The sequence below is a fragment of the Sphingopyxis sp. GW821-FHT02C12 genome, from assembly GCF_059421785.1.
Window position 1 is genome coordinate 718,861 of record NZ_JBWKVQ010000002.1, and the last position, 24,752, is coordinate 743,612.

The window sequence follows — 24,752 nt, forward strand, 5'->3', positions numbered from 1 at the left end:
CCGTCTCAAGACCCGGCAAGCCGGACCCACGCGACCGCAACGCTCCGGTGGTCGTGCAAATCCTGGCCGGCGCCCCGGACCACTCATGGCTTGTCGAGCGAACTGCCAATGACCAAATAACCTTCGGCAACCGGAAAGAGGTCATATTTGTCGAAAATCGTGAATGGCGCCAGCCTGCAACCGCGCTCGGGCAACGCGCCGAAAAAGATCGTCTTGCTGTTGCACGGCTTTGGATCGAGCGGCGCCGACATGATTTCGCTCGCGCCCCAGTGGCAGGAGGCGCTCCCCGACACGCTGTTCCTCGCGCCGCACGCGCCGCAGCGTTGCGGCATGATGGGCGCGGGCTATCAATGGTGGGGCCTGTCGGGATTTGCGCCGTCGGCACTGGCCGCCGGCGCGGCATCGGCAGCGCCGGCGATCGACGCCTTCATCGACCGCAAGCTCGCCCAATATGAACTGACCGAAGCCGATCTGGCGCTCGTCGGCTTCAGCCAGGGCACGATGATGGCGCTTCATGTCGGTCTGCGTCGGCCGCGCGCCGTCGCCGCGATCGTCGGTTACTCGGGCATGCTTGCCGGAACGCTCGGCCTTGCCCATGACGCCTCCCCAAAGCCGCCGGTTCTGTTGGTGCATGGCACGGCCGATCCGGTCGTACCGATTGCCGCGCTCCACATGTCCGAAAGTGAGCTGAAGCGCCTTGGCGTCGATGTCACGACGCACATTTCCTACGGTGTGGGCCATAGCGTCGATCCGGTCGGATTGCGGCTCGGCCGCGATTTCATCGCCGAGGCCTTCGCCCGATCGTCGTGACGGCTATGGGCCTTCAGCCCCGGTCGGGCCTCGGCGGCGCACCCTCGAAAGCTATGCTTACGCGAGCAGGCGCCTGAGGAAATAGATCCGGAACAGGTCGAGCAAAGCTTCCGCCGTCTCGTTATCGTTGGCGCACGCCACAACCTGGAGCCCGCCATCGGCCGCGTCGGAAAATTCGAACGGGTGGAGCCCCGTCAGCCGCAGCCGTGCCGGATCGAGCCCGTCGCGGCGCAGGGCGGCATGCGCGGCATCGTCGATCGACAATCCAACCCAGATGCCCGCGCTGCGCGCCGCGATCTGCTGGATATCGCCATACTCGCCCGCGATCAGAAGCTCTGCCCTGCCGTCCATTCGATCCCCCTGGTCCGCGCCCTCGTCGCCGCCCAAAACCCGCCGCGGACCGCCCCGTCCGCGAATCCGGTGACCGCGCGCTCACGCCTTGCTCCGATCCTTCGGCGCTGGCCATGCCAATTTCGATGAAGCGTTCAGCAAAAATTCTTTAGCCGCGCTTCGTGCCTGTCATCGCCGGGGCCATCCCGGTGCCCGAGTGAGCCGTCTGGCCGGGCGCGAAACGCCGCGCAACGGCCGTCCCGGCGCTTTTTTCCCCGCCCGCTGCGCGGGCTCCTCGCGCCGACGCGTGCCGCGTCCAAAAAAGGCGCCGGTCCTTCCGTCCTCCGCATGCGCTGCGGCCCTTAGGGTGCGCGCCGTTTCCTTGGGCCCGGCCTGTCCCTGCTCACGCTCCGGGGATAGTCTCCGGCAGCGATGAAGGAGACGAACAATGGCAGCTATCGGCTTTGTGAACGGCACCATCGAAAAGGGCTTCGTGGGCCAGCTCAAGACCCTCTCGATCCGCGCGAGCATCGAGATCAGCCCCAACCGCACCAAGGGCAACGACGTCCAGCCCGATTTCCGGGTCTTCTCCGAAGGCGTCGAGATCGGTGCCGGCTGGGTTCGCACCGGCGAGGTGTCGGGCAAGACATACGTCTCGCTGAGCCTCGCGGCACCCGAGTTCGGACCGCGCCGGCTCTACGCGAACCTCGGCCGCGCCGCGGGTCAGGACGATGACGACACCTATGCCGTCATCTGGAACCCGGCCGACTGAGGGCCGACCCCGCGTCCGCCGCAAGCGGGCGCGGGGTTCACCCTTTCCATTGTCAGCGCGTAATATTCGGCTAGGATTCGAAAGACATGAAAACCGATCTCGACCATCTTCCCGGCGGCAAGCAGCAGGACCTCGCACGTATCGTCGAAATCCTCTTCGCCGAGTTCGAGGACGCGACCGCGCTCGCGACCCAGAAGTGGAAGAAGCAGGGCCGCATCCTCAAGGTCATCCTCTACGGCAGCTACGCGCGCGGCGACTGGGTCGCCGATCCCGTCGGCGGCTATTATTCGGATTACGATATCCTCGTCGTCGTCAACGACGAACGGCTCACCGATCCGGTCGACTATTGGTATAAGGCCGAGGATCGCTTCCTGCGCGACTATGGCGTCACCAAGAAGCTCTCGGCACCCGTCGGTCTGATCGTCCACAGCCTCACCGACGTGAACCAGCAGCTTTCGCGCGGGCGGCCCTTCTTCATCGACATCGTGCGCGACGGGGTCGTGCTTTACGAGCTGGGGACGCAGTCGTTCGACACGCCCAAGCCGCTTTCGGCCGAAGAGGCGAGGGAAGAAGCGCAGGCTTATTTCGACCAATGGTTTCCAAAAGCAGCGAGCAGCTTGAAGCTCGCAAAATACGCAATCGTCGAGGGCGAAAATAATGATGCAGCGTTCCTGCTCCATCAGACGGCGGAGCGCCTTTATCACTGCGTCCTGCTGGTGCTGACGCTTTACACACCGAAATCCCACAAGATCAAATTTTTGCGCGACAAGTCTGAGGACATCGCGCGCGACCTGATCCCGGTCTGGCCGCGCGACAGCAAGTTCGGCCGCCGCTGCTTCGAACTGCTCCAGCAGGCCTATGTGAATGCGCGCTACTCGCCGCACTACAAGATCACGGGCCCCGAACTCGAATGGCTCGTCGAACGCATCGAACTGCTCCAGGCCGAGGTGCGGGCGATCGCCGAAAAGCGTCTGGCCGAAGGCGCGCCGTTATGACTGAGGTGGCCGAGCCTGTAGCGGCCACTCCCGACCGCAAGATCGCGCTGCTGATCGACGCCGACAATGTCTCGCACGCCAAGATCGGCGAGATGCTCGCCGAGCTTTCGAAATATGGCACCGCGAACATTCGCCGCGCCTATGGCAATTGGGCGAGCGACGCGCTGAAGGGCTGGAAGGACAAGCTCCACGACTTCGCGATCCGGCCGATCCAGCTATTCAACTATTCGACGGGCAAGAACGCGACCGACATCGCGCTCGTGATCGACGCGATGGAATTGCTCTACACCCAGAAGCTCGACGCCTTCTGCCTCGCATCGAGCGACGCCGATTTCACGCCGCTCGTCATGCAGCTGCGCGCCAACGGCCACGAGGTCTACGGCTTCGGCGAACGCAAGACGCCGAGCCCCTTCGTCAACGCCTGTACGGCCTTCCTGTACCTCGACAGCCTCGAAGGCGTCGCGCCGGCATCGCCGTCCGATCCCGCCCCCGCGAAGGCAAAGCCTCCCGCAAAGACGAAAGCCGCGCCCGCCAGGGCGGCCAGCAAATCGCTGGCGATGGACACCAAGCTCGTCACGATCCTCCGCGGTGCGGTCGAGGCGGTCGCGCGCGACGACGGATGGGCGTCGATGTCGGCCGCCGGCAGCGCGGCGAAACGGCAGGCGCCGATCGACCCGCGCAACTATGGTGCTCGGAATTTCCCGGCGCTGTTCGAAGCGACCGGTCTGTTCGAAATCGTGAAGGCGGACAACGGCCAGAGTTATGTCGCCGACAAGCGCAACCGCGACCGGGCCAAGACACCTGCGGTCTAGATGGCGCTGAACCTCGGCTCCGGCACCTCGAATAGTTCGGGCCGTATCGGCGCCGCCAGCGCGGCCCGGGCCTCCATCGCCGCGCCTACCGCCTGCCGATAGTGGATCGTGCCGTGCCGCTCGGCCTCGTCGAAGCCGACCGGCGCCCATTCCTCGCCCGGATAGCAGGCGTCGTAAATCGCGCGCGCGGCGGCGCGCAGCCGCACATCATGCTGCACTCTTCGTCTCCGTCGATGTCGAATCGCCGCGCTCGGCGGCAAGCGGGATATTTAGAACATAGAGAGAACGATTCGGCAATATCGGAAGGGGGTCGAATTCGCCATGGGGCGTCTGCGACCCTGCCGGCGATGGGCGATACCGATCATCAAGCGGGCACCAGGCGGCGCGGGGAAGCGCCGCGCATCGAGGTGCTTTGCCATGACCGATACGTCCGACCGCGACGCCAACGCGCGCGCCGCGCAGGCCCGCCACGGGTCGCCCTTCCTGAGCCCCGATCAGGCAGCTTTCTACCTCAGCCTGTCGCCGCGCACCCTGCAGGAATATCGCAGCGCCGGGACCGGCCCGCGCTACCGGCGCCACAGCCGCCATATCCGCTATCATATCGACGACCTCGACGCCTGGTCGCAGGGGGTCGGCGAGGCCGGGGCCGATGCGTAGGGTACCGGTCCGGATCGTCGGCGCGGCGCTGCGCGCGGCGCGGCGCCGCCGGCGCGGACGAATGGCGCTGCTCGGCCTGTGTGCGGGGCTCGCGGTATCGCTCGTCTGGACCGCCGTGTCGCCGCCGCGGCCGCGCCTGCTCTGGAATGCCAGCGCCAGCGCGCCCGTGGGGCTTTGGCGCGTTTCGCCGGGCGCGCCGGTCGCCCGCAGCGATATGGTCGTCGTCCGGCTCGGCGCGCCGTGGCGCGGGTTCGCGGCGCGGCGCCACTATCTTCCCGCCAATGTCCCGCTCCTCAAGCGCATCGCCGCCGGGCCGGGCGACCGCGTCTGTGCGTTCGAGGCATGGATCTTCGTCGAAGGGCGGCTCGTCGCCGTCCGGCGCCGCTTCGATGGCGCCGGACGGCCGCTGCCCTGGTGGCGCGGCTGCGTGACGCTCGCCGGCGATGCCATACTGCTGCTGATGGACGACCCGGCCTCCTTCGATGGCCGCTATTTCGGGCCGGTCGAGCGGCGCGCGATCGTCGGGAAGGCGGTGCCGCTGTGGCTCCGCTGAAGATGATTCTGGCGCTGACGGCGTTGCTTGTGGCGGCGCCGGTGCATGCCCGATCGATCGAGCACTGGCGGCCGCATATCGAGGAGGCTTCGGCGCGTTTCGGCGTCCCCGCCGAATGGATCGAACGCGTGATGCGCGCCGAAAGCGGCGGACGCACGACGCTCGGCGGTCGGCCGATTGTCAGCCGCGCCGGGGCGATGGGGCTGATGCAGCTCATGCCCGGCACCTGGGCGGCGATGCGCGCGCGGCTCGGCCTTGGCGCCGATCCGCACGCACCGCGCGACAATATAATGGCGGGCACGCTCTACCTGCGGCTGATGTACGACCGCTTCGGCTATCCGGGGCTGTTCGGCGCCTATAACGCCGGGCCGGGCCGTTATGCGTCCTGGCTTGCCGGCCGTTCCTCGCTTCCGCGCGAAACGCGGGACTATATCGGCGCAACGGCTGGGAGCGGCGTCGACGCCGATGGATCGTTCGCCAAATCGGGATCAGGCAGGCCGGTCGACGCGGGCGCCCCGGCGCCTTCGGCGAATGACGCCCGGAGCCTGTTCTTCATCCGCCGCTAGACGCGGCGCAGGCCGTTCCGCGGCTATATCCTGGCGGGTGTTGAGCGCGGGTATGATGAGCGCACACTGGCGGCGGAGCCGCCGCCAGAGGTCGCGCGTTGTCCGGGCCCGCGCATGCGCTCTTGGCTTTGGCCGGGGGCGCGGCGGCGGCTGGCCCACAGGCCCGCGCGCACGCCGCCGCGCCGGCGCCGCTGCCAAGGGCGCGTCCTTCCTTTTGGCCTGCGGCGCGATGCAGTCGCCGCGCGCGGTGGCGCGCGGCGGCATTTGATCTCGGGCCTTCCCGCCGTCGTGGCGGTGGCCGGCGCTCCCTTCTGGGCGCGGCCCGGCGCCCCGCAAGCCGGCTTCGCCGGCTCCTCCTCTTCGTTGCGGTCCTTCGGATGCGCGCCGCCTCCTGGCCGCGCCCGGCAGGTCGCAACTCGCCGCCCACCCCCACTCCGGGGGAGGCCCATGGGGTTTTGGGCGTGTGAGGAGGACAGCCATGCGCCAGACCGGCAAGCGCCGCGCAGCCCGCACGGGCGGGGAGCAGCCCCGCGCCAATCTCTACGACGAGGTCACCCGCCGCATCATCGCCGAACTCGAAGCGGGCCGCTTTCCTTGGGTGCAGCCTTGGGGCCGCGCCCGAGAGAGCGCCGCCGCCGCCGCGCCGGGTCTGCCGCGTAACGCGCTGACCGGCCGCCCCTATAGCGGCGTCAATATCCTCATCCTCTGGGGCGCGGTAATCGATCACGGCTGGCCGTCGCAAGGCTGGCTGACCTTACGGCAGGCGCTTGCAGCGGGCGGCGGCGTTCGCAAGGGCGAGCGCGGCACCAGCGTCGTTTACGCCGACCGCTTCACCCCCGAGGCCGAGAAGGAGCGCGCGCGCGAGGCAGGCGAGGATGCCAAGGCGATCCCCTTTCTCAAGCGCTTCACCCTGTTCAACGTCGCGCAGTGCGAGGGGCTTCGCGATGGGCTTGCGGCCGACCCCGCGCCGCTGCCCGAACGCGAAATCGTGCCGCTCGCCGAGGCGGTCATCGCCGCGTCGGGGGTCGATTTCCGCATTGGCGGCGACAAGGCTTTCTACGTCCCTGCGCACGACTTCGTGGCGGTGCCGCCGCAACCCGCCTTCTTCGATCAGGTCAACTATTACCGCACCGCCCTGCACGAACTGACCCATGCGACCGGCCATGTCTCGCGGCTCGACCGCAAGCTCATGAACGGCCTTGGCGGCAAGGATTACGCCCGCGAGGAACTCGTCGCCGAAATGGGCAGCGCCTTCCTTTGCGCCGCGCTCGGTATCGTACCGACCGTCCGTCACGCCGATTATCTCGCGCACTGGATCGAGGTGCTGCGCGAAGACCATCGCGCCATCTTCCGCGCCGCGAGCCAAGCGAGCAAGGCCGCCGACTGGATTCTCGCGCGTCACGCCGAGGCGCGCGCCGAGGCGGGGAGGGTGGCGGCATGATCCTGCTCACCCCCGACCTTCGCGCCGTGCTCCGCGCCAATGCCGCCGCGCATCAAGTCGCGGTCCAGACCGGCGACGTCGAACCCGACCCGCTTCCCGTCGTCAAATTCTTCAATCCGGTCGGCGCGGCGACATGGCTCGCGACCGAACTCGACGCCGACGGCGATACGCTGTTCGGGCTCGCCGATCTCGGGTTCGGCTGCCCCGAACTCGGCTCCTTCTCGCTCCGCGAAATCGCGAGCGTGCGGCTTTCCTTCGGCCTCGCCATCGAGCGCGACGAGCATTTCATGTCCATGCGTCCGCTCTCGGTCTGGGCCGCTGCCGCGCGGCGTCTCGGTTCGATCATCGCCGCCGAAAGCGAACTTCGCCGCGCGGTGCGCGGCGCTAACGAGCTTCCGCCTCCCGAAGTCTCGGGCGGTGGATGACGCGCGGCGCGTCCCGCCGCAATCGAAGCCGGTCCGCCCAATCGCGAAACTCGACGGACCGGCGCTCTTAAGGAGCAATGCTATGAAACTCGACTTTATCGACCTTGGCAAGCTGTCGATCAGCAAGGCCAATATGCGCTACGCGAAAAAGGCGCCCGACGTGTCCGACATTTTGGCCACCGTCCGCGCGCGCGGCGTCCTCGTGCCGCTGATCGTGCGCCCGAACTGCGCCGACGGCGCCTATGAGATCGTTGCGGGCGCGCGCCGCTACACCGCCGCGCAGATCGTCGCGGGCGAGCGCGGCGCGGCGGGCACCGATCCCTTGCCGTGCGCGATCCTCGACGACGGCGACGATGCCGCCGCCATCGAGGCGTCGCTGATCGAGAATGTCGCACGGCTCGCACCCGACGAGGTGACGCGCTGGGAGACCTTCACCCGCCTCGTCCGCGAGGGCCGCACCGCAGAGGATATTTCGGCAACCTTCGGCATTCCCGAACAGGGCGTGAAGCGCATCCTCGCGCTCGGCGGCCTGTTGCCGCGTGTCCGCGACCTCTATCGCCGCGCCGAGATCGACGCCGCGACCGTTCGCCATCTCACGCTCGCGAGCAAGAGCCAGCAAAAGGCATGGCTCGCGCTCTACGACGACGCGGACGCCTATTGTCCGACGGGCCACCAGTTGAAAGCATGGCTGTTCGGCGGCGCGTCGATCAAGGCTGAACATGCGCTGTTCGATATCGCGGCGAGCGGGCTGGCGGTCGTCTCCGACCTGTTCGGCGAGGACCGCTATTTCGCCGATTCCGACGCCTTCTGGAAAGCGCAGGAGGCTGCCATCGCGGCGCGGCGCGAGGATTATCTCGACGCCGGATGGCCCGACGTCGTCATCGTCCCGCGCGGCGAATATTTTCCGTCATGGGACTATCGCAAGGCCCCCAAACGCAAGGGCGGACGCGTCTATATCCATGTCCGCGAGAGCGGCGAGGTCGACGTCTTCGAGGGCTATGTGACCGCGAAGGAAGCAAGGCGCATCGACGCGGGCGAGGCCATCGACACCGGCCCCAAACTGCCGCGCCCCGAAGTGACGAGCACGATGCAGACCTATGTCGACCTCCATCGTCACGCCGCCGTGCGCGCCGCGCTGACCGGCCATCCCAAGGTCGCACTCCGTTTGATGGTCGCGCATGCCATCGCCGGATCGCATCTCTGGAAGGTGCAGCCCGAGCCGCAGACGAGCCGCAACGACGCGGTTCGCGAGTCCGTCGAAACCTGCAAGGGCGAGACGGACTTCGACCTCAAGCGCCGTGCCGTGCTCGATCTTCTCGGCTTCTCCGCCGAGGAGCCGACCGTGACCGGCGGTAACGGCGACGGCTATGGTCTCGTCGGGCTGTTCCTGCGCCTGCTCGACCTTCCCGACCGCGCGGTCATGGACGTGATCGCCATCGTCATGGGCGAGACGCTCGCGTCGGGCAGCGCGGCGATCGATGCCGTCGGCCTCGAAATCGGCCTCGACGTGGCGGGCTATTGGCAGGCCGACGACGCCTTTTTCGAATGCTTGCGCGACAGGGAGGTCTTGGGCCGGATCGTCGCCGAGGTTGCGGGCGAGGAGGTCGCAGCCGCCAATACGGGCGAGAAGGCCAAGACGCTGAAACAGATCGTCTGCGATCATCTCGACGGCGCGAACGGTCGCGCGAAGGTCGAGGGCTGGGTGCCGAAATGGATGGCCTTCCCGCCGTCGGCCTACACGGCGCGCGGCGGCGTCGGCTCCGTCGCGGCGCACGCGCGGGTGCAGGCGGCGCGCGCCGAACAGCAGCCCGAACAGGGGGGCGAACGCCAGGCCGCGTGAGCCCTTGGCGGGCGGGCGGCGCGCCGCCGCCCGCCTCCTGAAACCCACTTGCCGCCCGCCGCTTTCGCGGTTCGGGCGGCTTCTTTTGTGCCTGGAAATGGCGCGGAAACAGGGTGCCGAACCGGCATCCGCCGGCTTCGCCACCGTCCGAAATCTCGTCGTCGGGGGAGGGCTGTCTGCTCGGATAGGCCGAGCATCCGGCGGCGCGCGGGCCGCGTCAAGGACGACGGGGCCCCACCATTTTGCTGCGCAAAATCGTGACCCCCATCGCCGCTGGCGCAGCCGCTTCGCGGTCCCTGACCCGGCCCGCGCGCCGCCGGGCGGGACACCTGTCTTTCACAAGATCAGGAGACGGACGATGAGCATCGAACAGCAAATCGAGGAACTGCGCGCGGAGCTTTCATGGTGCGACGACGCGGCCGAGCGGCGCCAGATCGAGGCCGAGTTGCGCGCTGCCGAACGGCAATGGCGGCGTAGCAATCGGACCGGGCGCGGAAGCCGCGAGGCGCGACCGGCTTAGGCCGCTGCGCCATCATGAAGGTGCGACAAGGGGAGCGGTGCCGATGGGCGCTGCTTCCCTTTTTTTGCGCGCTGGAGGAGGGTGGCGGGGGAGGGCGTACGGAAGGTCGAGGGCGATGCGGCGTAAGGCAAGATAGAGAAGCTACGGCACCGCTGGTTGCCGTAAGCGATTGTCTGCACATCCTTTTTATAGGCGGAAGAACAGTGCCGTTCGGCCGTGACCGGTGCCGCTACCCTCAAAAGCGACGGAATTCCGTAGCCTTTGGCGGCACCGATTTTCAATGGGCGGGCAAGCGCGCATGATCGCCGCTTCCTCCCTCCCGCGAGCCTTGGTGCATGTCCGACGACGATGATTTCGAACCCGAACTGGGGCGCCTTCGCAGCCGGGGCGGGCAACCGTCTGCGCGCAAGTTCCTGCACCGCGTTCTGGCCGCCACGAACCTTGCCCGCGGCGGTGCGCCCGCGCGATCGCGCCGGAGCGGTTTTACCGGCAGCCGGATCGGGCGCGGCGCCGGCGTTGGACGCGTCCTGTCGGCACGCGATCGCTTTGCGGCGTTCCGGCAGCGCCGCGTGATCGTCAAGGCGCGGCTCATATCGTTCAAAGGCAGGGGTTTCGACGGCGCGAAAGCGCATCTTCGTTATGTCGAGCGCGACGGCACGACGCGCGAGGGCGGGCGCGGCCAGCTCTATGGCGCGGCCAGCGACAAGATCGATCGCAGCGCCTGGCTCGAACAGGCAAAGGCCGATCGTCACCAGTTCCGCTTCATCGTGAGCGCCGAGGATGGCGCGGACTATGACGACCTCAGGCCGCTGACGCGGCGGTTGATGGCGCGTATGGAGGAGGATCTAGGGACGCGGCTCGATTGGGTTGCGGTCGATCATCATAATACCGGCCATCCGCACACGCACATCATCGTGCGCGGCAAGGACGAGCGCGGAAGCGATCTGATCATCGCACGCGACTATATCAGCCATGGCCTGCGCGAGCGCGCCTGCGAACTGGTCGATCTCGATCTCGGCCCGCGCACCGACGATGCCATCGAACAGCGGCTCCGCGCAGAGGTCGGACAGGAGCGGCTGACCGGCATCGACCGCGCGCTGATCCGCGATGCCGAAGACAATGTGCTCGCGAGCAGCAAGGCCCGCGGCGTATATGACCAGGCGATCCGGACCGGGCGGCTGACGACGCTTGAGCGGCTCGGGCTTGCGACGCAGGTCGGCGCGTCGCACTGGCGGCTCGCGCCGGACCTCGCCGACACGCTGCGGCGCATGGGCGAGCGCGGCGACATCATCCGCACCATGCAGCGAACCTATGCGGCGCGCGGGAACGCCCCGGCGCTCGCCGACCAGCTGATATATGATCCGACTGCCGGCGGGGCGCGCCCGCTCGTCGGACGTGTTGTTCATCGCGGTCTCTCGGATGAATTCGCCGATCGCCATTTTGTCATCGTCGAGGCGACCGACGGGCGGTCCTACTATGTCGACATCGGCAAGGGCGAGAACGCCGAGAGCCACGTGTCCGGCGCCATCGTCCGGATCGCGCCCGTCGAAGCGGGCGTTCGGGCTTCGGACCGCACGATTGCCAAGGTCGCCGCGGCGAACGGCGGGCGCTATTCGGTCGACGCGCATCTTCGTCACGATGCGGGTGTGACCGAAGCCTTCGCCGAAACGCATGTTCGGCGGCTGGAGGCGATGCGCCGGTTGACGCGCAACGTCGAACGCGAACCCGACGGAAGCTGGGTCATCGCACCCGATCATCTCGACCGCGCGGCCTCCTATGAAAACGCCCGCGCGAAGGATCGTCCCGTAACCGTCGAGACCCTGTCGCCGCTGCCGCTTGAAAAGCTGGTCGATGCCGATGCGGCCACCTGGCTCGACCGGGAACTTGTTGCATCCTCTCCCGTGCCGCTGCGCGATGCGGGTTTCGGGCACGACGTGCGCGAAGCGCAGGCGCAGCGGCGGCAATGGCTGGTGGCCGAGGGGCTGGCGGAGGAAAAGGCAGGGCAGTTCTCCTATAGAAGCGACATGATCGCTGCGCTCCGGCGGCGCGAATTGTTGCGGGTCGCGAACACCCTGTCGGGTGAGTTGGGATTGCCATTTGCTGAGGCGAAGACCGGCGAACGGATCGATGGTATTTATCGACGACCGGTCGATATGGTGGGCGGACGCTACGCGCTGGTCCAAAGGTCGCGCGACTTTACTTTGGTTCCTTGGCGCCCGGTGCTTGATCGCCATGTGAGCAAATCGGTGTCGGGCATCATGCGCGATGGCGGGATCAGCTGGTCGCTCGGACGCCAGCGCAGCGGGCCGAGCATTTCCTGACCTGACTGACCTATTGCAGCAGGCCCGCTTTATGCACTGTGTCCTCAAAGCTGAGGTCGCAGCGGCAGCCTATGCCTGATCGGTAACGCAGCGAAACGCTGTCGCAAATCCCTCATGTCCGCTTTGGATGCTGTCTTGTAACAGTATATACGACCGATGTGAGGCGTTCAGGAGCCAAAGTCGGTCGCAGCATTGGCATAGGGATTGTCAGCTTCCGGCAGTCCGCGCAGTTCGCGCAGAGACGCAACGAAGAAGTCTGGCATGAGATCGATGTCGGCGACGCCCGGCGGCGCATAGCCCGAAAGATCGGTCATGCCATGAGACGCCAGCAATTCGTCGTCGATGAAGAAGTTTCCGGTCGTGCAGCGCGCGTCGGATGTCATGATCCGATAAGCAGCGTCCGCGACGATCTCGGGCGAGCGTAGCGCGCCTTGGCCGATGTGCCCTTCGAACTCGGCCATCGCGGCGGTATCGATGGCAGTGCGCGGCCAGAGCGCATTGACGCCGACACGACCCCGATACTCGCCGGCAACGCCCAGGATCACAAGGCTCATGCCATATTTGGCAATGGTGTAGGCGACATGCGGCGCGAACCAGCGCTCCTCCATCAGAAGCGGCGGCGAGATAGCGAGAATATGAGGATTGTCGGCCTTCAGAAGATGGGGAAGCGCCTTTTGCGTGACGAGATAAGTGCCGCGCGCGTTGACCCCGTGCATCAGGTCGAAGCGCTTGACGGGCGTGTCGAGAATGGACGTCAGGCGAATGGCGCTAGCATTGTTGATGCAGATGTCGATCCCGCCGAACGTCTCGACCGTCGATGCGATCGCCTGCTCGACCTGATCCTCTTCGCGAATGTCGCACAGGATCGGCAAAGCGCGGCCACCCGCGGCCTCGATCGCTTCGGCGGCGGTATGGATGGTGCCGGGGAGCGAAGGATGCGCGGTCGTGGTCTTGGCAGCAATCGCGATATTCGCCCCGTCGCGGGCCGCGCGAAGCGCGATCGCGAGACCAATACCGCGCGATCCGCCGCTGATGAAGAGGGTCTTGCCTTCCAGAGTCGACTGCATGGGCTGCTCCAATTAAATATTACAGTGTAAACAATCCGTCCGCGCGTCATCCGACACGTCCCGTGATCAGGTGACGCGAGCGCGCAGACCTGCGATGATGGCGGTAATGACGGGCCGGCCGAGCTGTTTCAGCGTGCGGCCGAAGACGAGCTTGCGAGCAAGGTGCAGCGAGCACATGCCATGCAGACTGCCCCAGACGATATCGGTGGCCTCGCCGAGGTCTGTTTTGTCGGCACGCTCTCCCAGAAAGTCCCGGATCGATGCCTGAATTTCGAGCCAGGAAGCAGATTGACGGCGGACCTTCTCGCCGAACTCGGCCTTCATCGTCTCGGGACTCTCGAACGCCCACATGTCGAACATCAGGCGATAATCGTGCGGATTGGCATAGGCGAAAACGAGGTAGGCGCCGCAGACGAGACCCAGTGCGTCCTCCGGCCTGCGCGCGCGGCGGCGCCAGCGGGTGAGCGACCTTGTGAAGCGCGAGAATGCGCGGATACGCAATTCCATGAGCAGATGGTCTTTGCTGGGAAAATAGCGATAGGCCATCATCTGCGAGGTGCCGAGCAGCTTGCCGATGTCGCGCATGTTGACCGCGTCGACCCCTCCGACCTGGAAGAGCGCCAGTGCTGCCTCGCAAATGGCGTTACGCGTTTCCTCGGCGCTCGCCATTTGCGCCGCGGGATTCGACGGCGGACGGCCGCGGCGCTTGAGAACTGGCTGGGGGTTTGCCTCCATCGACATCGCGCCGGTCCTCAATGGACGCCGACGCGCTGGAGAAGGGTCGGATCAAGGGCGCGTTTCAGGATTTTTCCAGTCGGGTTGGTGGGTAGCTTGGGCAGGATAGCCAGCAATCGGGGATATTTGTAAAGGGCGATGCGCGTGCGGCACCATTCGGCCAGCTCGGTCGGGGTCGCGGATTGGTCCTCGCGAAGCGATACGAAAGCTGCAATTTCCTGGCCGACCGCCGCGTCGTCGATACCGACCACCGCGGCCAACAGAACCGCGGGATGGCTGGCAAGAGCAGCTTCGACCTCGGATGGATAGACATTGTAGCCATTGCGGATGACCATCTCCTTCTTGCGATCGAAGATAAAGATATTGTCCCGGTCGTCGCGGCGCACGACGTCACCCGTCGGAAACCATTGGTCGGACGGCCTCGGTTGGAACTCGCCATTGATGTAATAGCCGCGCATGAGATTGGGGCCCGCGATCTCGAGTTCGCCCTCATCCGGATTGTCGTCACCGACGGAAACGATACGATAATCGAGTGGCTTGCAGATCGAGCCGACACCGCCCGATGGCGCCGCCCCCGGAGTCTCGATCGCGATGCAGCAAGCGACCTCGGTCATGCCATAGCCTTGGTGCACCGGAACGCCGAACACCTGCCCGAACGCCTCGCCCGTGGCCGGAGGCAAAGGAGCGCCGCCGGCCAGCGCAAAGCGCAGCCGGCGCGATGCGGCGGCGGCTTCCACGGGGTCGCTGCGCCCATGCTCGGCGAGCGCGGCGAAGGTTGTCGGCACCGCCGCCAGGACGCTGGCTCCATGATCGGTCATCGCCGCGAACACGGTCTCGGGCGCGGGGCGCGGGACGAGAACCAGTTCCGCGCCCTCCACCAGGCCGCCCAGCATCAGCACGATCTGACCGAAGACATGCGACAGCGGAAGCGGACAAAGCATCACATCATAAGGGGTGATGCGGAACGCCGCATTGCTGTGCCGGACATTGGTGATGATGGCGCCTTCGCGATGCGAGGCTCCCTTGGGTCTCCCCGACGTGCCCGAGGTGAAGAGGATCAACGCCTCCTCATCGTCGGCTCGTTCCATCGCCGGCAGATCGGCCCGGGCACGCGCCATAAGAGCCTCGAACCCCGTTTCGCCGCCAACGCGCACGAGCTCCGTCCTGCCCTCGATTCCCGCAACGATGCTGTCGAGTTCCGCCATGACGGGAAAGGGCGCATCGGCGGCGTCCGCAAGCACGATCGCCGGCCGCATGGACGCGAGGATGAACCTTATCTCATCGGGACCGAGCAAGGGATTGAGCGGGATCACGACGAGCCCGGCGCGATGCGCGCCGAGATAGGCGATGACGAACTGGATGGAGGTGGGGAGGAGCAGAACGACCCGATCACCCGGAGATAGTCCCAGATCGGCATAGGCGCCGCGCGCGACCTGAATTTGGCGATCAAGCGCGACATAGCTCAGCCGCGCATTGCCCTCCGAAAGCGCGATCCTGTCGCCAAATCCAGGCTGGACGCGAGCGACGTCGCAGAGTCGTGAAGGCTCTTTCCAGCCGGTCGTCATCTCGGGAGTTCCTCTACCTCATCTTGCGTACTGGCGGCGAGCGCATGTCGGACGGCCTTCCTCCATTGGCCCAGCGATCGCGTTCGATCCTGCGCTTCGATCGCCGGCGAAAAGCCTGTCACGGCACGAGGAAGCGCGTCGAGCGATGCGATGTCGGGCCAGACACCGACCGTAAGCCCTGCGAGAAAGGCCGCGCCGAGCGCGGTTGTTTCGTGATTGGCGGGACGCTCGACCGGTAGACCCATCATGTCGGCGAGGAACTGCGCGAACCAGTCGTTGGTGGCCATGCCGCCATCGATGCGGATCATCGTGCGCGGCGCCATCCGATCGTCAGCCATTGCGTCGATAAGGTCGCATGTCTGGAAGGCGACGGCCTCGAGCGCAGCGCGTGCGATCTGCGCCGCCCCGGTATCGAGCGTCATGCCGGTGATCGAGGCGCGGACATCGGTACGCCAGTGCGGCGCCCCTAGTCCGACAAAGGCCGGCACGAGATGGACGCCGTGATTGGCGGGGACCGAAGCAGCGAGATCGGCAGTCTCTTCCGCATTCGCGATTAGTCCCATGCGGTCGCGCAGCCATTTGATCGCGGCCCCCGCGATGAAGATCGAGCCTTCCATCGCATAAGCGCGGCTGCTTCCGATCTCATAGCCGATCGTGGTCAGCAGCCTCTTGTCCGAAAGCACGGGCTCGGCGCCGATATTGGCGAGCAGGAAGCAGCCGGTGCCATAGGTCGACTTGATCTCACCGGGCGAAAAGCAGCGCTGCCCGATGAGCGCCGCCTGCTGATCGCCCGCCATGCCGGCGATCGGGATCGCGCGCCCAATGATCGCGGGGTCGGTCGTGCCGAAGATATGGGCGTTGGAGCGCACTTCGGGAAGCAACGGGGCCGGAATGCCGAACAGCCGCAGCAGATCGTCGTCCCATCGGCGTTCGGCGATGTCGTAAAGCAAGGTCCGCGATGCATTGGTGACGTCGGTCGCATGGACACGGCCGCCGGTCAGCCGCCAGAGCAGGAAGCTGTCGACCGTGCCTGCCGCCAATTCGCCGCGTCCGGCACGTTCGCGCGCACCGGGGATCGTGTCGAGGAGCCAGGCTAGCTTGGTTGCCGAAAAATAGGGATCGAGCAGTAGCCCGGTCTTACGGCGCACCATCGGCTCGGCACCCTCCGCGAGCAGCGCTGCGCAGCGATCCGCGGTGCGGCGATCCTGCCAGACGATCGCATTATGCAGCGGACGCCCGCTATCGCGCTCCCAGAGCAGGATCGTCTCGCGCTGGTTGGTGATGCCGATGGCGGCAACGTCCGCCGAGAGAATATCGCGCAGCGTCCCGAGCACGCCCTGCCAGATATGTTCGGGGTCCTGTTCGACCCAGCCCGGCCTCGGATAGTGCTGGGCGAGATCGCGCGACGCGATCGCCTCAATCCGGGCGTCCGATGCGAAGCGGATCGCGCGCGTCGAGGTCGTGCCCTGATCGATCGCGACGATGCTGCGCGCACTCATGCCGCAGAGCCCTGGATATAGGCATCGAGGGCCGAGATTTGCTCGCTCGACAGGGCGTAGCCGAGTTTGCTCCGGCGCCAGAGAATGTCGTCGGCACTGCGTGCCCACTCGTGCTGCACGAGATAATCGACTTCGCGCGCGTGCAGCCCTGCACCGAAGTCCTGCCCCAGATCGGCGGTCGCTGCAGCATCGCCGAGAATATTGGCGATACGCGTGCCATAAGCCCGTACCACACGCTTTGCCGTGCGATCGCCCAGAAACGGCCAGCGGCGGCACACTTCATGGAGAAGCGCCGGGAAATTTCCGAATTCACCGCCGGGAAGCGGGCGTTCGCGTGTCGTGCCGCCGGTGATCCCGAGCCGCTCCATCGCAACTTCGGCAAGATGGCGCGCGGTCGTGATCTTGCCGCCGAAGATGCTGAGCAGGGGAGCGCCGTCCTCGTCGAGCTCGAGGCGGTAATCGCGGGTCACGGCGCTCGCTGCGTCGGTGCCGTCATCGACAAGGGGCCGAATGCCGGCATAGTCGCCGACGATCGCATCGGCGTTAATTGGGGTACGAAGATAGCGATTGGCGGCCCCCAGAAGATAGTCGACTTCCTCCTGCGAAATTCGATCTTCCCCGGCATTCGACACGGCGATGTCGGTCGTACCGATCAGCGTGAAATCGTCGAGATAGGGTATGGCGAAGACGATCCGGCCATCGGGCTGTTGCAGCAGCCAGGCATGGTCTCCGCCAAGACAACGCTTCACGACGATGTGGCTGCCGCGTACGAGCCGGGTCCGGCTGCCGTCGTTCGCGCCGAGGCGTTCATGCAGCACTTCCTCGACCCAGGGGCCGGCGGCATTGACGATGGCTCGCGCCTGCACGCTATATTGGCGCGCGCCCTCTTCCAGACGCGCGGTCCAATGGTCCGTTCCGCGCTGCGCCGATAGCAGCCGCGTCCGGGTCGCGATCGACGCTCCGGCTTCATGGGCATCGAGCGCATTGAGAACGACGAGCCGTGCGTCATCGACCCATCCGTCCCAATAGCTGAAGCCCCGGCGGCCTTCGCTCTGCAAGTACGGATCCTTGAGACGGATCGTCCGCGAACGCGGCAAGCCGCCGCCCAGCGAGAAGAGATCGTATAGCCAAAGACCCAGGCGGACGATCGGCCATGGCCGCATCGAAGGGGCGTGCGGCAGGCGGAACTCAAGCGGGCGAACGATATGCGGCGCGGTCCTGAGCATGATCGCACGTTCGGCAAGCGATTCGCGCACGAGCTTGAATTCATAATATTCGAGATAGCGCAGCCCCCCGTGCATGAGCTTCGTGGAAGCCGAGGAAGTCGCCTGGGCGAGATCGCCCTGTTCGACGAGCAGCACACGCTTGCCGGCGACGGCCGCGGCGCGCGCGATCGAGGCGCCATTGACCCCCCCGCCGACCACCAGCAGGTCATAGGCTTCAGCAATGTCGGGCATATCAGGCGTCTATGCTGCGCATCGCGGCAATCTGCGCATTCAGCCAGTCGAGCAGATGGCCGACCACCTCGCCGCGATTGATCTCGTTCAATATCTCGTGACGGCCTTCGGGATAGATCATGACGACCGGGTCGAGCCCGGCGGCGCGGTAGCGATCGACCAGTGGTTCGAGGCGCCCGAAGTCGGTGACGAGCACATCGCGCGCGCCAATGAGAATATAGAGCGGGAGCCCATCGGGAAGCCGGGCAAGCTCGGCCGGATCGGCAAGCCGGGCGCCTTGCGAGAGCAAGGACACCATCGAATCCGGCACGAGCGAAAAGCCGCACAGCGGATCGTCGATATAGGCATCGACCTCAGCCTCGTCGCGGCTCAGCCAGTCGCACGGCGTGCGGGCGGGCTCGAACGGCCGGTTGAGTGCGGCGAGCGCGTCGGGTTCCTTCGCCATGGCCTCGGCCAAGAGATCGACGGCGGTGGTGCCGACGAGCACCGCGCCGTCGACCAGCGCGCCGTGGTCGATGAGGAACGCCTGGCCGATGAACGACCCCATCGAATGGCCGAGCAGGAAAAGCGGCACGTCCGGATTTTCCGACCGCGCCGTCTCGACCAGCGCCGCGAGATCATCCACAACCGCCGCGAAACCGCCGGGACCGAAATCCCCGGCTTCGCGGTCCGACAAGGCGATCGTCGCACCGTGGCCGCGGTGGTCGAGCGCGTAGATCGCGATCCCGCTCTCGATCAGCCGGTCAAGCGCGGAGCGGTAGCGCAGCGCATGTTCGCCCATGCCATGCGCCACCACCACCACGGCCCTCGGACTTTCGCCGTTCGACCAGTGATAGCAGGCGAGCGACTGCCCATCGGGCCGGGATAATGTGAAGCGGATATCCATGTGCGAACCTCCCCGAGCAGAATTTTTTCAGTTCAGAACTTCGTCGTCAGTTCGACACCGAAGCGGCGGGGATAAGGAACCGTCGCGAAGCGCGTCTGACTGGTCGGATCTACCACGATACCGGTCAGCTCGCGATTGTCGGTGAGGTTCTTGCCGTAGATCGCGATCTCGAAACGCCCCGAAGGTTCGCGGAATGCGATGCGCGCACCGACATCCCAAAAGGCTTCGGCCTTGGACAGCGGCGAATTGCTCGCCTGGAAGAATTGCGACCCGACCCGCGTCGCGTCGGCATGGAAGGTGAGTGCTCCCTCGTCGCCGATCGGGATGCGATAATCGCCGCCGAGGTTCAGGCTGTAATCGGGCGCTTCGATGAGGTCGTTGCCCGACAGATCGACGCCATTGAGGGTGAGCTTGCGATATTTGGCGTCGAGCAGACCGAGACCCGCGTTGAAGGTCAGCCGGTCGGTGGGGCGTGCGACAAGCTCGAACTCGAGCCCCTTGATCCGCGACTTGCCCGCGTTGACGAGCTGCTGGTTGTTGATCCCGACCAGGTTGATGAACTGCTGGTTGCTGAAATTATAGAGGAAGGCCGAGACGTTGAAGGTCACGCGCCGGTCGAACCACTGCGATTTCAGGCCAAGCTCATAGGCGTCGAGCTTTTCGGGATCGGCGACGTTGAGGTCGGCGGGGTTGGTGAGCGCACCGCCATTGAAGGCGCTGCTGCGATACCCGCGCGCATATTGACCAAAGATCATCACATCGTCCGCGACCTTCGCCCGCAGACCGATGCGTCCCGTTGGCTTGCCGTCATTGTAGCGCAGCGTCGGCTGCGGCGCGATGATCGGCGTGACCTGGAAGTTCGAGAGACGGCCCTTGTCCTTGGTGTAGCGCAGGCCGCCGTAGAGGGTGAACATCTGGCTGAGATCCCACGTGCCGTCGACATAGGCGGCATAGGAGGTCCGACGCTGATCATAGCTTTGCGTCAGGATCGGCAGGACCGGCGGGCCGCCGAAGATCGTGTAGGTCGTATCGATGTCGATATCGTCGCGGAAATAATAGAGGCCCGCGATCACCTTGATCGGGCCCGACCCGTTGGTCGCGAGACGCAGATCCTGGCTCGTTTCCTTGTTCTTGGCGGCAAAGTCGATGTGGAGCAGATTGTCGATCGTGCCGTCGGCATCGACATTGTTGAGGAACCGTCCCCAAAGATGCGACGTGATCGAGGTGAGCGTCGCGAAGCCGAGATCCTTCTCCAGCGTCAGATAGCCGCCGGTGCCACGCACTTCGAACCGCCCGTCACGGTCGAGCGCGTCCTGGTGGCGCGTCATCCGCTCGCCGGTGAACGGGTCGATGCGCGGGTCGCGGCCATAGGCGTTGAGCCCGCCGGGCCCAGTGCCGGTGTTGATGACGCCGATCGCCTTGGCATCGGATTCGTTGTGAAACACGCGTAGCGTCGCCTTGAAGCCGTCGTCGTCCTTGTAACCGATCGTCAGGCGCCCAGCCTTGCGATCGATGTTCGAGCGGTCGCTGACCGCCGGGTTGCGGCTTTCGATATAACCGTCCGAATGCGCAACATCGAACGCGAAGCGCACCGTCAGCCGGTCCTGGACCAGCGGCGCCTCGCCCACACCCTTGACCTCGAAATAGTCGTGCGAGCCATAACCGACGCTGACTTCGCCTTCATTGTCGAAGGTAGGGCGGTGCGAAATATAGTTGATCGCGCCCGCGGTCGTGTTCTTGCCGAACAACGTGCCCTGGGGCCCGCGCAGCACCTCGATCTGCTCGATGTCGAAGGTCTGTGCGCCGCCGAGATATTGTGCGCCGATATAGACTTCGTCGTAAAAAATGCCCGTCGGCGACACCGCGTTCAGGTTGAACTCGGAGGTCGAAATGCCGCGCAGCGCGAATTTGGGTTGCGATTCATTGCCGAGCACCGAGGCGCGGAGGTTCGGCGTCTGGCGCGCAATTTCGGTTCCGCTGTCGATGTTCGACGACGCGAGCTGGTCCGAACCGAAGACGGTGACCGAAACCGGCACGTCCTGAAGGCGCTCGCTGCGCTTTTGCGCGGTTACGATAATGTCACCTGCGGCAGGAGCCGTATCGTCCTGCGCCGCCGCCGCTTCGTCAGCAACTTGCGCGAAGGCAATGGACGGCAGGGACGTGCCAACCGCGAAAACGGCGGCACAAAGTGCGATACGACGAAACCCTTTTTCCATGAATCCTCTCCCCATCCGGCGTTCCAGCGCCGTTGGGCAGTATTTATTACGGCGTAAACAATTCTGTCAAACGAAAATATGAAGGCGCGAAATTTTCGTTATTTTTTCGTTTTCAACGGAGCCGATAGGCCGGATTCCTGATAGGCTTCGACCAGATTTACGCTCTCCCGCTCGCAAAGATCCCGAAAATCCGGGTCGTCGATTCGGTCGGTCACGAAGTGGTCTACATCCGAAATGCTGGCGATCCGGACCGGCGCAGAGCGGGTCAGCTTGCCACTGTCGCTTGCCAGAACGACCGAGCGTGCGTTGGCGATGATGGCGCGGGCGACCTCGACCTCGTTGACATCATAGTCGAGCAGCGTGCCGTCGGCATCGATAGCCGATGCGCCGACGATGGCGACATCGACCTTGAAGTTGCGAATGAACTCGGCCGCGAAAGGACCGATCATCGCGCGGTCGGCGGCGCGAAAGCGCCCGCCCGCGACTACCACCTCGATGTCCGACGAGGCGAGAATATCGACGACATTGAGATTATTGGTGATGACGAGCAGCCCGCTTCGCTCGGCAAGCGCGCGCGCGACCTCTTCGGTCGTCGTTCCGACATTGATGAAGATCGAGGCGCGATCGGGGATCATCGCGGCAACGGCACGACCGATAGCTTCCTTCTCTTCGTGGGCGATACTCCGGCGTTCGGCATATCGGACATTGTCGAGCGCCGTGGGCAGTTCGGCGCCGCCATGTGTCCGGTTGAGATGACCGTCATCGCAAAGCTGATTGAGGTCCTTGCGGATCGTTTGCGGCGTGCGGCCAAGCGTCGCGGCGAGTTCCTCGACGGTCACCCGCCCGGCACGGCGCGCCTCAGCGAGGATCGCCCTATGACGCTGCAGTAGAGGTTTAGCCATGATCTCGCCTCCCGATAGGAACCCGTCTGTAATGCGCTGCCCATGGGAGCGACAGCATCTTTCGCAGGCTTGGTGATGGAGCGAGCGCGGATCATTTGAGGATTTGCTTCGAACCCACCGCGCGAAATTGCTTGGCGGAGGCAAGAATCCGCTCGGCAGACGGTCCTTCTCACCAAATCCAGCGACCGCTTTCGGGCGCTTCTCAAGCCCGCTGCGCGGACCGTTATCGGACGCAACACTTGCTTGGCAGCAGGGAGTGGCGCGCTGGGGCGCGCTAAGAGCGTAGTGTTCGCGGATTGCCATTTTGCCCATCTTGTCGGGCCTGAACCGCGGCGATTTCCGCCGATCGGCGGAGCCCGTCATGACCCCGACCAAATTACTCATCGGCCAGATTTTCGTCGTTTTCGCGATCGTCATCGCAGGCGTCTGGGCGGCGACACAATGGTGTGCGGCGATGCTCGGCTATCAGTCCGAACTCGGCGTGGCCTGGTTCCGGATCGGCGATCTTCCTGTCTATCGGCCTTGGGCGATCTTCTGGTGGTGGTATTCCTACGAGGCCTATGCCCCGCATGTCTTCGACAAGGCGGGTACGCTCGCCGGTGCGAGCGGCCTTATCGGCTGCGCCGCCGCGATTGGCGGATCGCTCTGGCGTGCACGGCAAGCACGGCATGTAACGACCTATGGATCCGCGCGCTGGGCAACCGCGCGCGAAATCGGTCGGGCCGGGCTATTCCGCGATGCAGGCGTGTTTCTGGGACGCCACGGCGGTAGGTATCTTCGCCACGCCGGGCCCGAACATGTCATGGCCTTCGCGCCGACCCGTTCGGGAAAGGGCGTCGGCCTCGTCGTCCCGACGCTCTTGAGCTGGACCGGCTCGGCGGTCATTCACGACATCAAGGGCGAGAATTGGCAGATCACTGCGGGGTGGCGCTCGCGCTTCAGCCACGCGCTGCTGTTCAACCCGACCGACGCCGCGTCGGCCCGATATAATCCGCTGCTCGAAGTGCGCCGCGGCGCGCACGAGGTTCGCGACGTCCAGAATATCGCCGACATCCTCGTCGATCCCGAAGGGGCGCTCGAGAAGCGCAACCACTGGGAAAAGACGTCGCACTCGCTGCTGGTCGGCGCGATCCTCCACATCCTTTATGCCGAAGAAGAGAAGACGCTCGCGCGTGTCGCCTCCTTCCTCTCCGACCCGCAGCGCCCGTTTGTCGCGACGCTCCGGCGCATGATGTCGACCAATCATCTCGGCACCAAAGAGGCACCGCAGGTTCACCCGGTTGTCGCATCGGCGGCGCGCGAGGTGCTGAACAAGAGCGAAAACGAGCGCAGCGGCGTGCTCTCGACCGCAATGTCGTTCCTCGGCCTCTATCGCGATCCGACCGTCGCCGAAGTCACCTCGCGCTGCGACTGGCGCATCGCCGACCTCGTCGAGGCCGATCATCCCGTGTCGCTCTATCTCGTCATTCCGCCGTCGGACATCTCGCGCACCAAGCCGCTCATCCGCCTCGTGCTCAACCAGATCGGGCGTCGCCTTACCGAAAAGCTCGATGCTGGTCCGGCTGCAGGGCGTCGACACCAGCTCCTCATGATGCTCGACGAGTTTCCTGCGCTCGGGCGGCTCGATTTCTTCGAGACCAGCCTCGCGTTCATGGCGGGCTATGGCGTGCGCGCGTTTCTGATCGCGCAATCGCTGAACCAGATCGAGAAGGCCTATGGCGAGTACAACGCGATCCTCGACAACTGCCATGTCCGCGTCGCCTTTGCGACGAACGACGAGCGGACCGCAAAGCGCATCTCCGAAGCGCTGGGTGTCGCGACCGAGCAGCGGGCGATGCGCAACTATGCCGGACACCGGCTCGCGCCCTGGCTCGCGCATGTCATGGTCAGCCGGCAGGAGACCGCGCGCCCGCTGTTGACGCAGGGCGAGGTGATGCAACTGCCGCCGGCCGACGAACTGGTGCTCATTGCGGGCATGGCTCCGATCCGCGCCAAGAAGCTGCGCTATTTCGAGGACGGCAACTTCCGGGGCCGCGTGCTGCCGCCGCCGACTCTCTCTGGTGCAGCATATCCCGACCGCCCGCGCCCGCGCGCCGACGACTGGAACGGTTGCGCGCGCGGGATCGATATCCGCCTCGATGCCGAACCGGCCGAGGGCGCACCCGTTGACGATGGGGGCCGCGAGCAACAGCGGCATCCCGGTCTCGAGGAGGCGCCGGCCAAGGCCGAGCCCGCCAGGCAGCTCGAACTGCCCGACCTCGACCGCGACGACACCGACGCAGCTTCCGACAAGCGCGTGATGGATCGGGTGCGCGCGTCGGTGGTGCGCGGCCACGCGATGAACCAGTCGCAGGCCCAAGACCTCTTGCCGGGGCTCTGAACG

The 24,752-nt window shown here is 65.6% G+C and carries 23 protein-coding genes; 13 read left to right on the forward strand and 10 right to left on the reverse strand.

All coding sequences use genetic code 11. The features are described from left to right. Window positions 1-147 precede the first annotated feature (147 nt). Window positions 148-810, forward strand: a complete 663-nt coding sequence (locus tag AC07U1_RS18745; protein ID WP_495177945.1) for an alpha/beta hydrolase — start codon at window positions 148-150, stop codon at window positions 808-810. Between the two features lie 57 nt (window positions 811-867). Here AC07U1_RS18745 and AC07U1_RS18750 read toward each other — a convergent pair whose 3' ends face one another. Then, entirely contained in the window at window positions 868-1,161 is a 294-nt protein-coding gene (locus AC07U1_RS18750) for a hypothetical protein (RefSeq protein ID WP_495177944.1), read from the reverse strand. Window positions 1,162-1,588: 427 nt separating this feature from the next. Between AC07U1_RS18750 and AC07U1_RS18755 the strand changes: the two genes are divergently transcribed. From AC07U1_RS18755 to AC07U1_RS18765, 3 genes are all read left to right on the forward strand, one after another. Beyond that, on the forward strand, window positions 1,589-1,912 hold the full coding sequence (locus AC07U1_RS18755; RefSeq protein ID WP_495177943.1) for a DUF736 domain-containing protein: 324 nt from the start codon (window positions 1,589-1,591) through the stop codon (window positions 1,910-1,912). An 86-nt stretch (window positions 1,913-1,998) separates the two neighbouring features. Further along, a complete protein-coding gene (locus AC07U1_RS18760; RefSeq protein ID WP_495177942.1) occupies window positions 1,999-2,907 on the forward strand; it encodes a HEPN domain-containing protein in 909 nt (302 codons plus the stop codon). Further along, window positions 2,904-3,719 (forward strand): NYN domain-containing protein, encoded by an 816-nt coding sequence (locus AC07U1_RS18765; protein ID WP_495177941.1) that lies wholly within the window; start codon window positions 2,904-2,906, stop codon window positions 3,717-3,719. The genes AC07U1_RS18760 and AC07U1_RS18765 overlap by 4 nt, the downstream gene beginning before the upstream one ends. Here AC07U1_RS18765 and AC07U1_RS18770 read toward each other — a convergent pair. Next, window positions 3,716-3,937, reverse strand: a complete 222-nt coding sequence (locus tag AC07U1_RS18770; RefSeq protein ID WP_495177940.1) for a hypothetical protein — start codon at window positions 3,935-3,937, stop codon at window positions 3,716-3,718. The two genes, AC07U1_RS18765 and AC07U1_RS18770, sit on opposite strands and share 4 nt — an antisense overlap. 199 nt (window positions 3,938-4,136) lie before the next feature. Between AC07U1_RS18770 and AC07U1_RS18775 the strand changes: the two genes are divergently transcribed. The 8 genes from AC07U1_RS18775 (at window position 4,137) to rlxS (ending at window position 12,042) form a co-directional block, all read left to right on the forward strand. After that, window positions 4,137-4,376, forward strand: coding sequence for a helix-turn-helix domain-containing protein (locus tag AC07U1_RS18775; RefSeq protein ID WP_495177939.1), 240 nt, complete (start codon window positions 4,137-4,139; stop codon window positions 4,374-4,376). Next, the gene (locus AC07U1_RS18780; RefSeq protein WP_495177938.1) at window positions 4,369-4,929 is read left to right on the forward strand and encodes a S26 family signal peptidase; all 561 of its coding nucleotides are present in this window, start codon (window positions 4,369-4,371) and stop codon (window positions 4,927-4,929) included. The genes AC07U1_RS18775 and AC07U1_RS18780 overlap by 8 nt, the downstream gene beginning before the upstream one ends. After that, entirely contained in the window at window positions 4,917-5,495 is a 579-nt protein-coding gene (locus AC07U1_RS18785; protein WP_495177937.1) for a lytic transglycosylase domain-containing protein, read from the forward strand. Before AC07U1_RS18780 ends, AC07U1_RS18785 begins: the two co-directional genes overlap by 13 nt. Before the next feature lie 478 nt (window positions 5,496-5,973). Further along, window positions 5,974-6,936 (forward strand): ArdC family protein, encoded by a 963-nt coding sequence (locus AC07U1_RS18790; protein WP_495177936.1) that lies wholly within the window; start codon window positions 5,974-5,976, stop codon window positions 6,934-6,936. Further along, window positions 6,933-7,361 carry a DUF2958 domain-containing protein gene (locus AC07U1_RS18795; RefSeq protein ID WP_495177935.1) on the forward strand — a complete coding sequence of 143 codons (429 nt, stop codon included), beginning with the start codon at window positions 6,933-6,935 and terminating at the stop codon, window positions 7,359-7,361. The genes AC07U1_RS18790 and AC07U1_RS18795 overlap by 4 nt, the downstream gene beginning before the upstream one ends. A gap of 82 nt (window positions 7,362-7,443) precedes the next feature. Then, the gene (locus AC07U1_RS18800; protein ID WP_495177934.1) at window positions 7,444-9,201 is read left to right on the forward strand and encodes a ParB/RepB/Spo0J family partition protein; all 1,758 of its coding nucleotides are present in this window, start codon (window positions 7,444-7,446) and stop codon (window positions 9,199-9,201) included. 358 nt (window positions 9,202-9,559) lie between these two features. Beyond that, a complete protein-coding gene (locus tag AC07U1_RS18805) occupies window positions 9,560-9,721 on the forward strand; it encodes a hypothetical protein (RefSeq protein WP_495177933.1) in 162 nt (53 codons plus the stop codon). 335 nt (window positions 9,722-10,056) lie between these two features. Next, window positions 10,057-12,042, forward strand: coding sequence for a relaxase/mobilization nuclease RlxS (gene rlxS / locus AC07U1_RS18810; protein WP_495177932.1), 1,986 nt, complete (start codon window positions 10,057-10,059; stop codon window positions 12,040-12,042). A 167-nt stretch (window positions 12,043-12,209) separates the two neighbouring features. On the opposite strand, the gene AC07U1_RS18815 is transcribed toward rlxS, so the two are convergent. The 8 genes from AC07U1_RS18815 to AC07U1_RS18850 all read right to left on the reverse strand — a co-directional run bounded on the left by AC07U1_RS18815 (window position 12,210) and on the right by AC07U1_RS18850 (window position 22,753). Next, a complete protein-coding gene (locus AC07U1_RS18815; protein ID WP_495177931.1) occupies window positions 12,210-13,109 on the reverse strand; it encodes an SDR family oxidoreductase in 900 nt (299 codons plus the stop codon). Window positions 13,110-13,175: 66 nt separating this feature from the next. Beyond that, window positions 13,176-13,850, reverse strand: coding sequence for a TetR/AcrR family transcriptional regulator (locus tag AC07U1_RS18820; RefSeq protein WP_495177930.1), 675 nt, complete (start codon window positions 13,848-13,850; stop codon window positions 13,176-13,178). Between the two features lie 11 nt (window positions 13,851-13,861). Beyond that, window positions 13,862-15,409, reverse strand: coding sequence for a class I adenylate-forming enzyme family protein (locus AC07U1_RS18825; RefSeq protein ID WP_495177929.1), 1,548 nt, complete (start codon window positions 15,407-15,409; stop codon window positions 13,862-13,864). Beyond that, on the reverse strand, window positions 15,406-16,908 hold the full coding sequence (glpK, locus tag AC07U1_RS18830) for a glycerol kinase GlpK (RefSeq protein ID WP_495177928.1): 1,503 nt from the start codon (window positions 16,906-16,908) through the stop codon (window positions 15,406-15,408). The genes AC07U1_RS18825 and glpK overlap by 4 nt, the downstream gene beginning before the upstream one ends. Beyond that, window positions 16,905-18,365 (reverse strand): glycerol-3-phosphate dehydrogenase, encoded by a 1,461-nt coding sequence (gene glpD, locus AC07U1_RS18835; protein ID WP_495177927.1) that lies wholly within the window; start codon window positions 18,363-18,365, stop codon window positions 16,905-16,907. The genes glpK and glpD overlap by 4 nt, the downstream gene beginning before the upstream one ends. Window position 18,366: 1 nt before the next feature. Next, window positions 18,367-19,251 carry an alpha/beta fold hydrolase gene (locus AC07U1_RS18840; RefSeq protein ID WP_495177926.1) on the reverse strand — a complete coding sequence of 295 codons (885 nt, stop codon included), beginning with the start codon at window positions 19,249-19,251 and terminating at the stop codon, window positions 18,367-18,369. 32 nt (window positions 19,252-19,283) lie between these two features. Then, window positions 19,284-21,467 carry a TonB-dependent receptor gene (locus AC07U1_RS18845; protein WP_495177925.1) on the reverse strand — a complete coding sequence of 728 codons (2,184 nt, stop codon included), beginning with the start codon at window positions 21,465-21,467 and terminating at the stop codon, window positions 19,284-19,286. Window positions 21,468-21,565: 98 nt separating this feature from the next. After that, window positions 21,566-22,753: a DeoR/GlpR family DNA-binding transcription regulator gene (locus AC07U1_RS18850; protein WP_495197778.1), complete on the reverse strand. Its 1,188-nt coding sequence runs from the start codon at window positions 22,751-22,753 to the stop codon at window positions 21,566-21,568. Here AC07U1_RS18850 and AC07U1_RS18855 point away from each other — a divergent pair. Then, window positions 22,731-24,749: a conjugal transfer protein TraG gene (locus AC07U1_RS18855; protein ID WP_495177923.1), complete on the forward strand. Its 2,019-nt coding sequence runs from the start codon at window positions 22,731-22,733 to the stop codon at window positions 24,747-24,749. The genes AC07U1_RS18850 and AC07U1_RS18855 overlap by 23 nt on opposite strands. Window positions 24,750-24,752: the final 3 nt, after the last annotated feature.

Bases quoted from the DNA above. Each gene is read 5' to 3' on its own strand.
- AC07U1_RS18750 (WP_495177944.1), bottom strand. From the start codon at position 1,161: ATGGACGGCAGGGCAGAGCTTCTGATCGCGGGCGAGTATGGCGATATC.
- AC07U1_RS18755 (WP_495177943.1), top strand. From the start codon at position 1,589: ATGGCAGCTATCGGCTTTGTGAACGGCACCATCGAAAAGGGCTTCGTG.
- AC07U1_RS18760 (WP_495177942.1), top strand. From the start codon at position 1,999: ATGAAAACCGATCTCGACCATCTTCCCGGCGGCAAGCAGCAGGACCTC.
- AC07U1_RS18765 (WP_495177941.1), top strand. From the start codon at position 2,904: ATGACTGAGGTGGCCGAGCCTGTAGCGGCCACTCCCGACCGCAAGATC.
- AC07U1_RS18775 (WP_495177939.1), top strand. From the start codon at position 4,137: ATGACCGATACGTCCGACCGCGACGCCAACGCGCGCGCCGCGCAGGCC.
- AC07U1_RS18780 (WP_495177938.1), top strand. From the start codon at position 4,369: ATGCGTAGGGTACCGGTCCGGATCGTCGGCGCGGCGCTGCGCGCGGCG.
- AC07U1_RS18790 (WP_495177936.1), top strand. From the start codon at position 5,974: ATGCGCCAGACCGGCAAGCGCCGCGCAGCCCGCACGGGCGGGGAGCAG.
- AC07U1_RS18795 (WP_495177935.1), top strand. From the start codon at position 6,933: ATGATCCTGCTCACCCCCGACCTTCGCGCCGTGCTCCGCGCCAATGCC.
- AC07U1_RS18800 (WP_495177934.1), top strand. From the start codon at position 7,444: ATGAAACTCGACTTTATCGACCTTGGCAAGCTGTCGATCAGCAAGGCC.
- AC07U1_RS18805 (WP_495177933.1), top strand. From the start codon at position 9,560: ATGAGCATCGAACAGCAAATCGAGGAACTGCGCGCGGAGCTTTCATGG.
- rlxS (WP_495177932.1), top strand. From the start codon at position 10,057: ATGTCCGACGACGATGATTTCGAACCCGAACTGGGGCGCCTTCGCAGC.
- AC07U1_RS18815 (WP_495177931.1), bottom strand. From the start codon at position 13,109: ATGCAGTCGACTCTGGAAGGCAAGACCCTCTTCATCAGCGGCGGATCG.
- AC07U1_RS18820 (WP_495177930.1), bottom strand. From the start codon at position 13,850: ATGTCGATGGAGGCAAACCCCCAGCCAGTTCTCAAGCGCCGCGGCCGT.
- AC07U1_RS18825 (WP_495177929.1), bottom strand. From the start codon at position 15,409: ATGACGACCGGCTGGAAAGAGCCTTCACGACTCTGCGACGTCGCTCGC.
- glpK (WP_495177928.1), bottom strand. From the start codon at position 16,908: ATGAGTGCGCGCAGCATCGTCGCGATCGATCAGGGCACGACCTCGACG.
- glpD (WP_495177927.1), bottom strand. From the start codon at position 18,365: ATGCCCGACATTGCTGAAGCCTATGACCTGCTGGTGGTCGGCGGGGGG.
- AC07U1_RS18840 (WP_495177926.1), bottom strand. From the start codon at position 19,251: ATGGATATCCGCTTCACATTATCCCGGCCCGATGGGCAGTCGCTCGCC.
- AC07U1_RS18845 (WP_495177925.1), bottom strand. From the start codon at position 21,467: ATGGAAAAAGGGTTTCGTCGTATCGCACTTTGTGCCGCCGTTTTCGCG.
- AC07U1_RS18855 (WP_495177923.1), top strand. From the start codon at position 22,731: ATGACCCCGACCAAATTACTCATCGGCCAGATTTTCGTCGTTTTCGCG.
- AC07U1_RS18850 (WP_495197778.1), bottom strand. From the start codon at position 22,753: ATGAGTAATTTGGTCGGGGTCATGACGGGCTCCGCCGATCGGCGGAAA.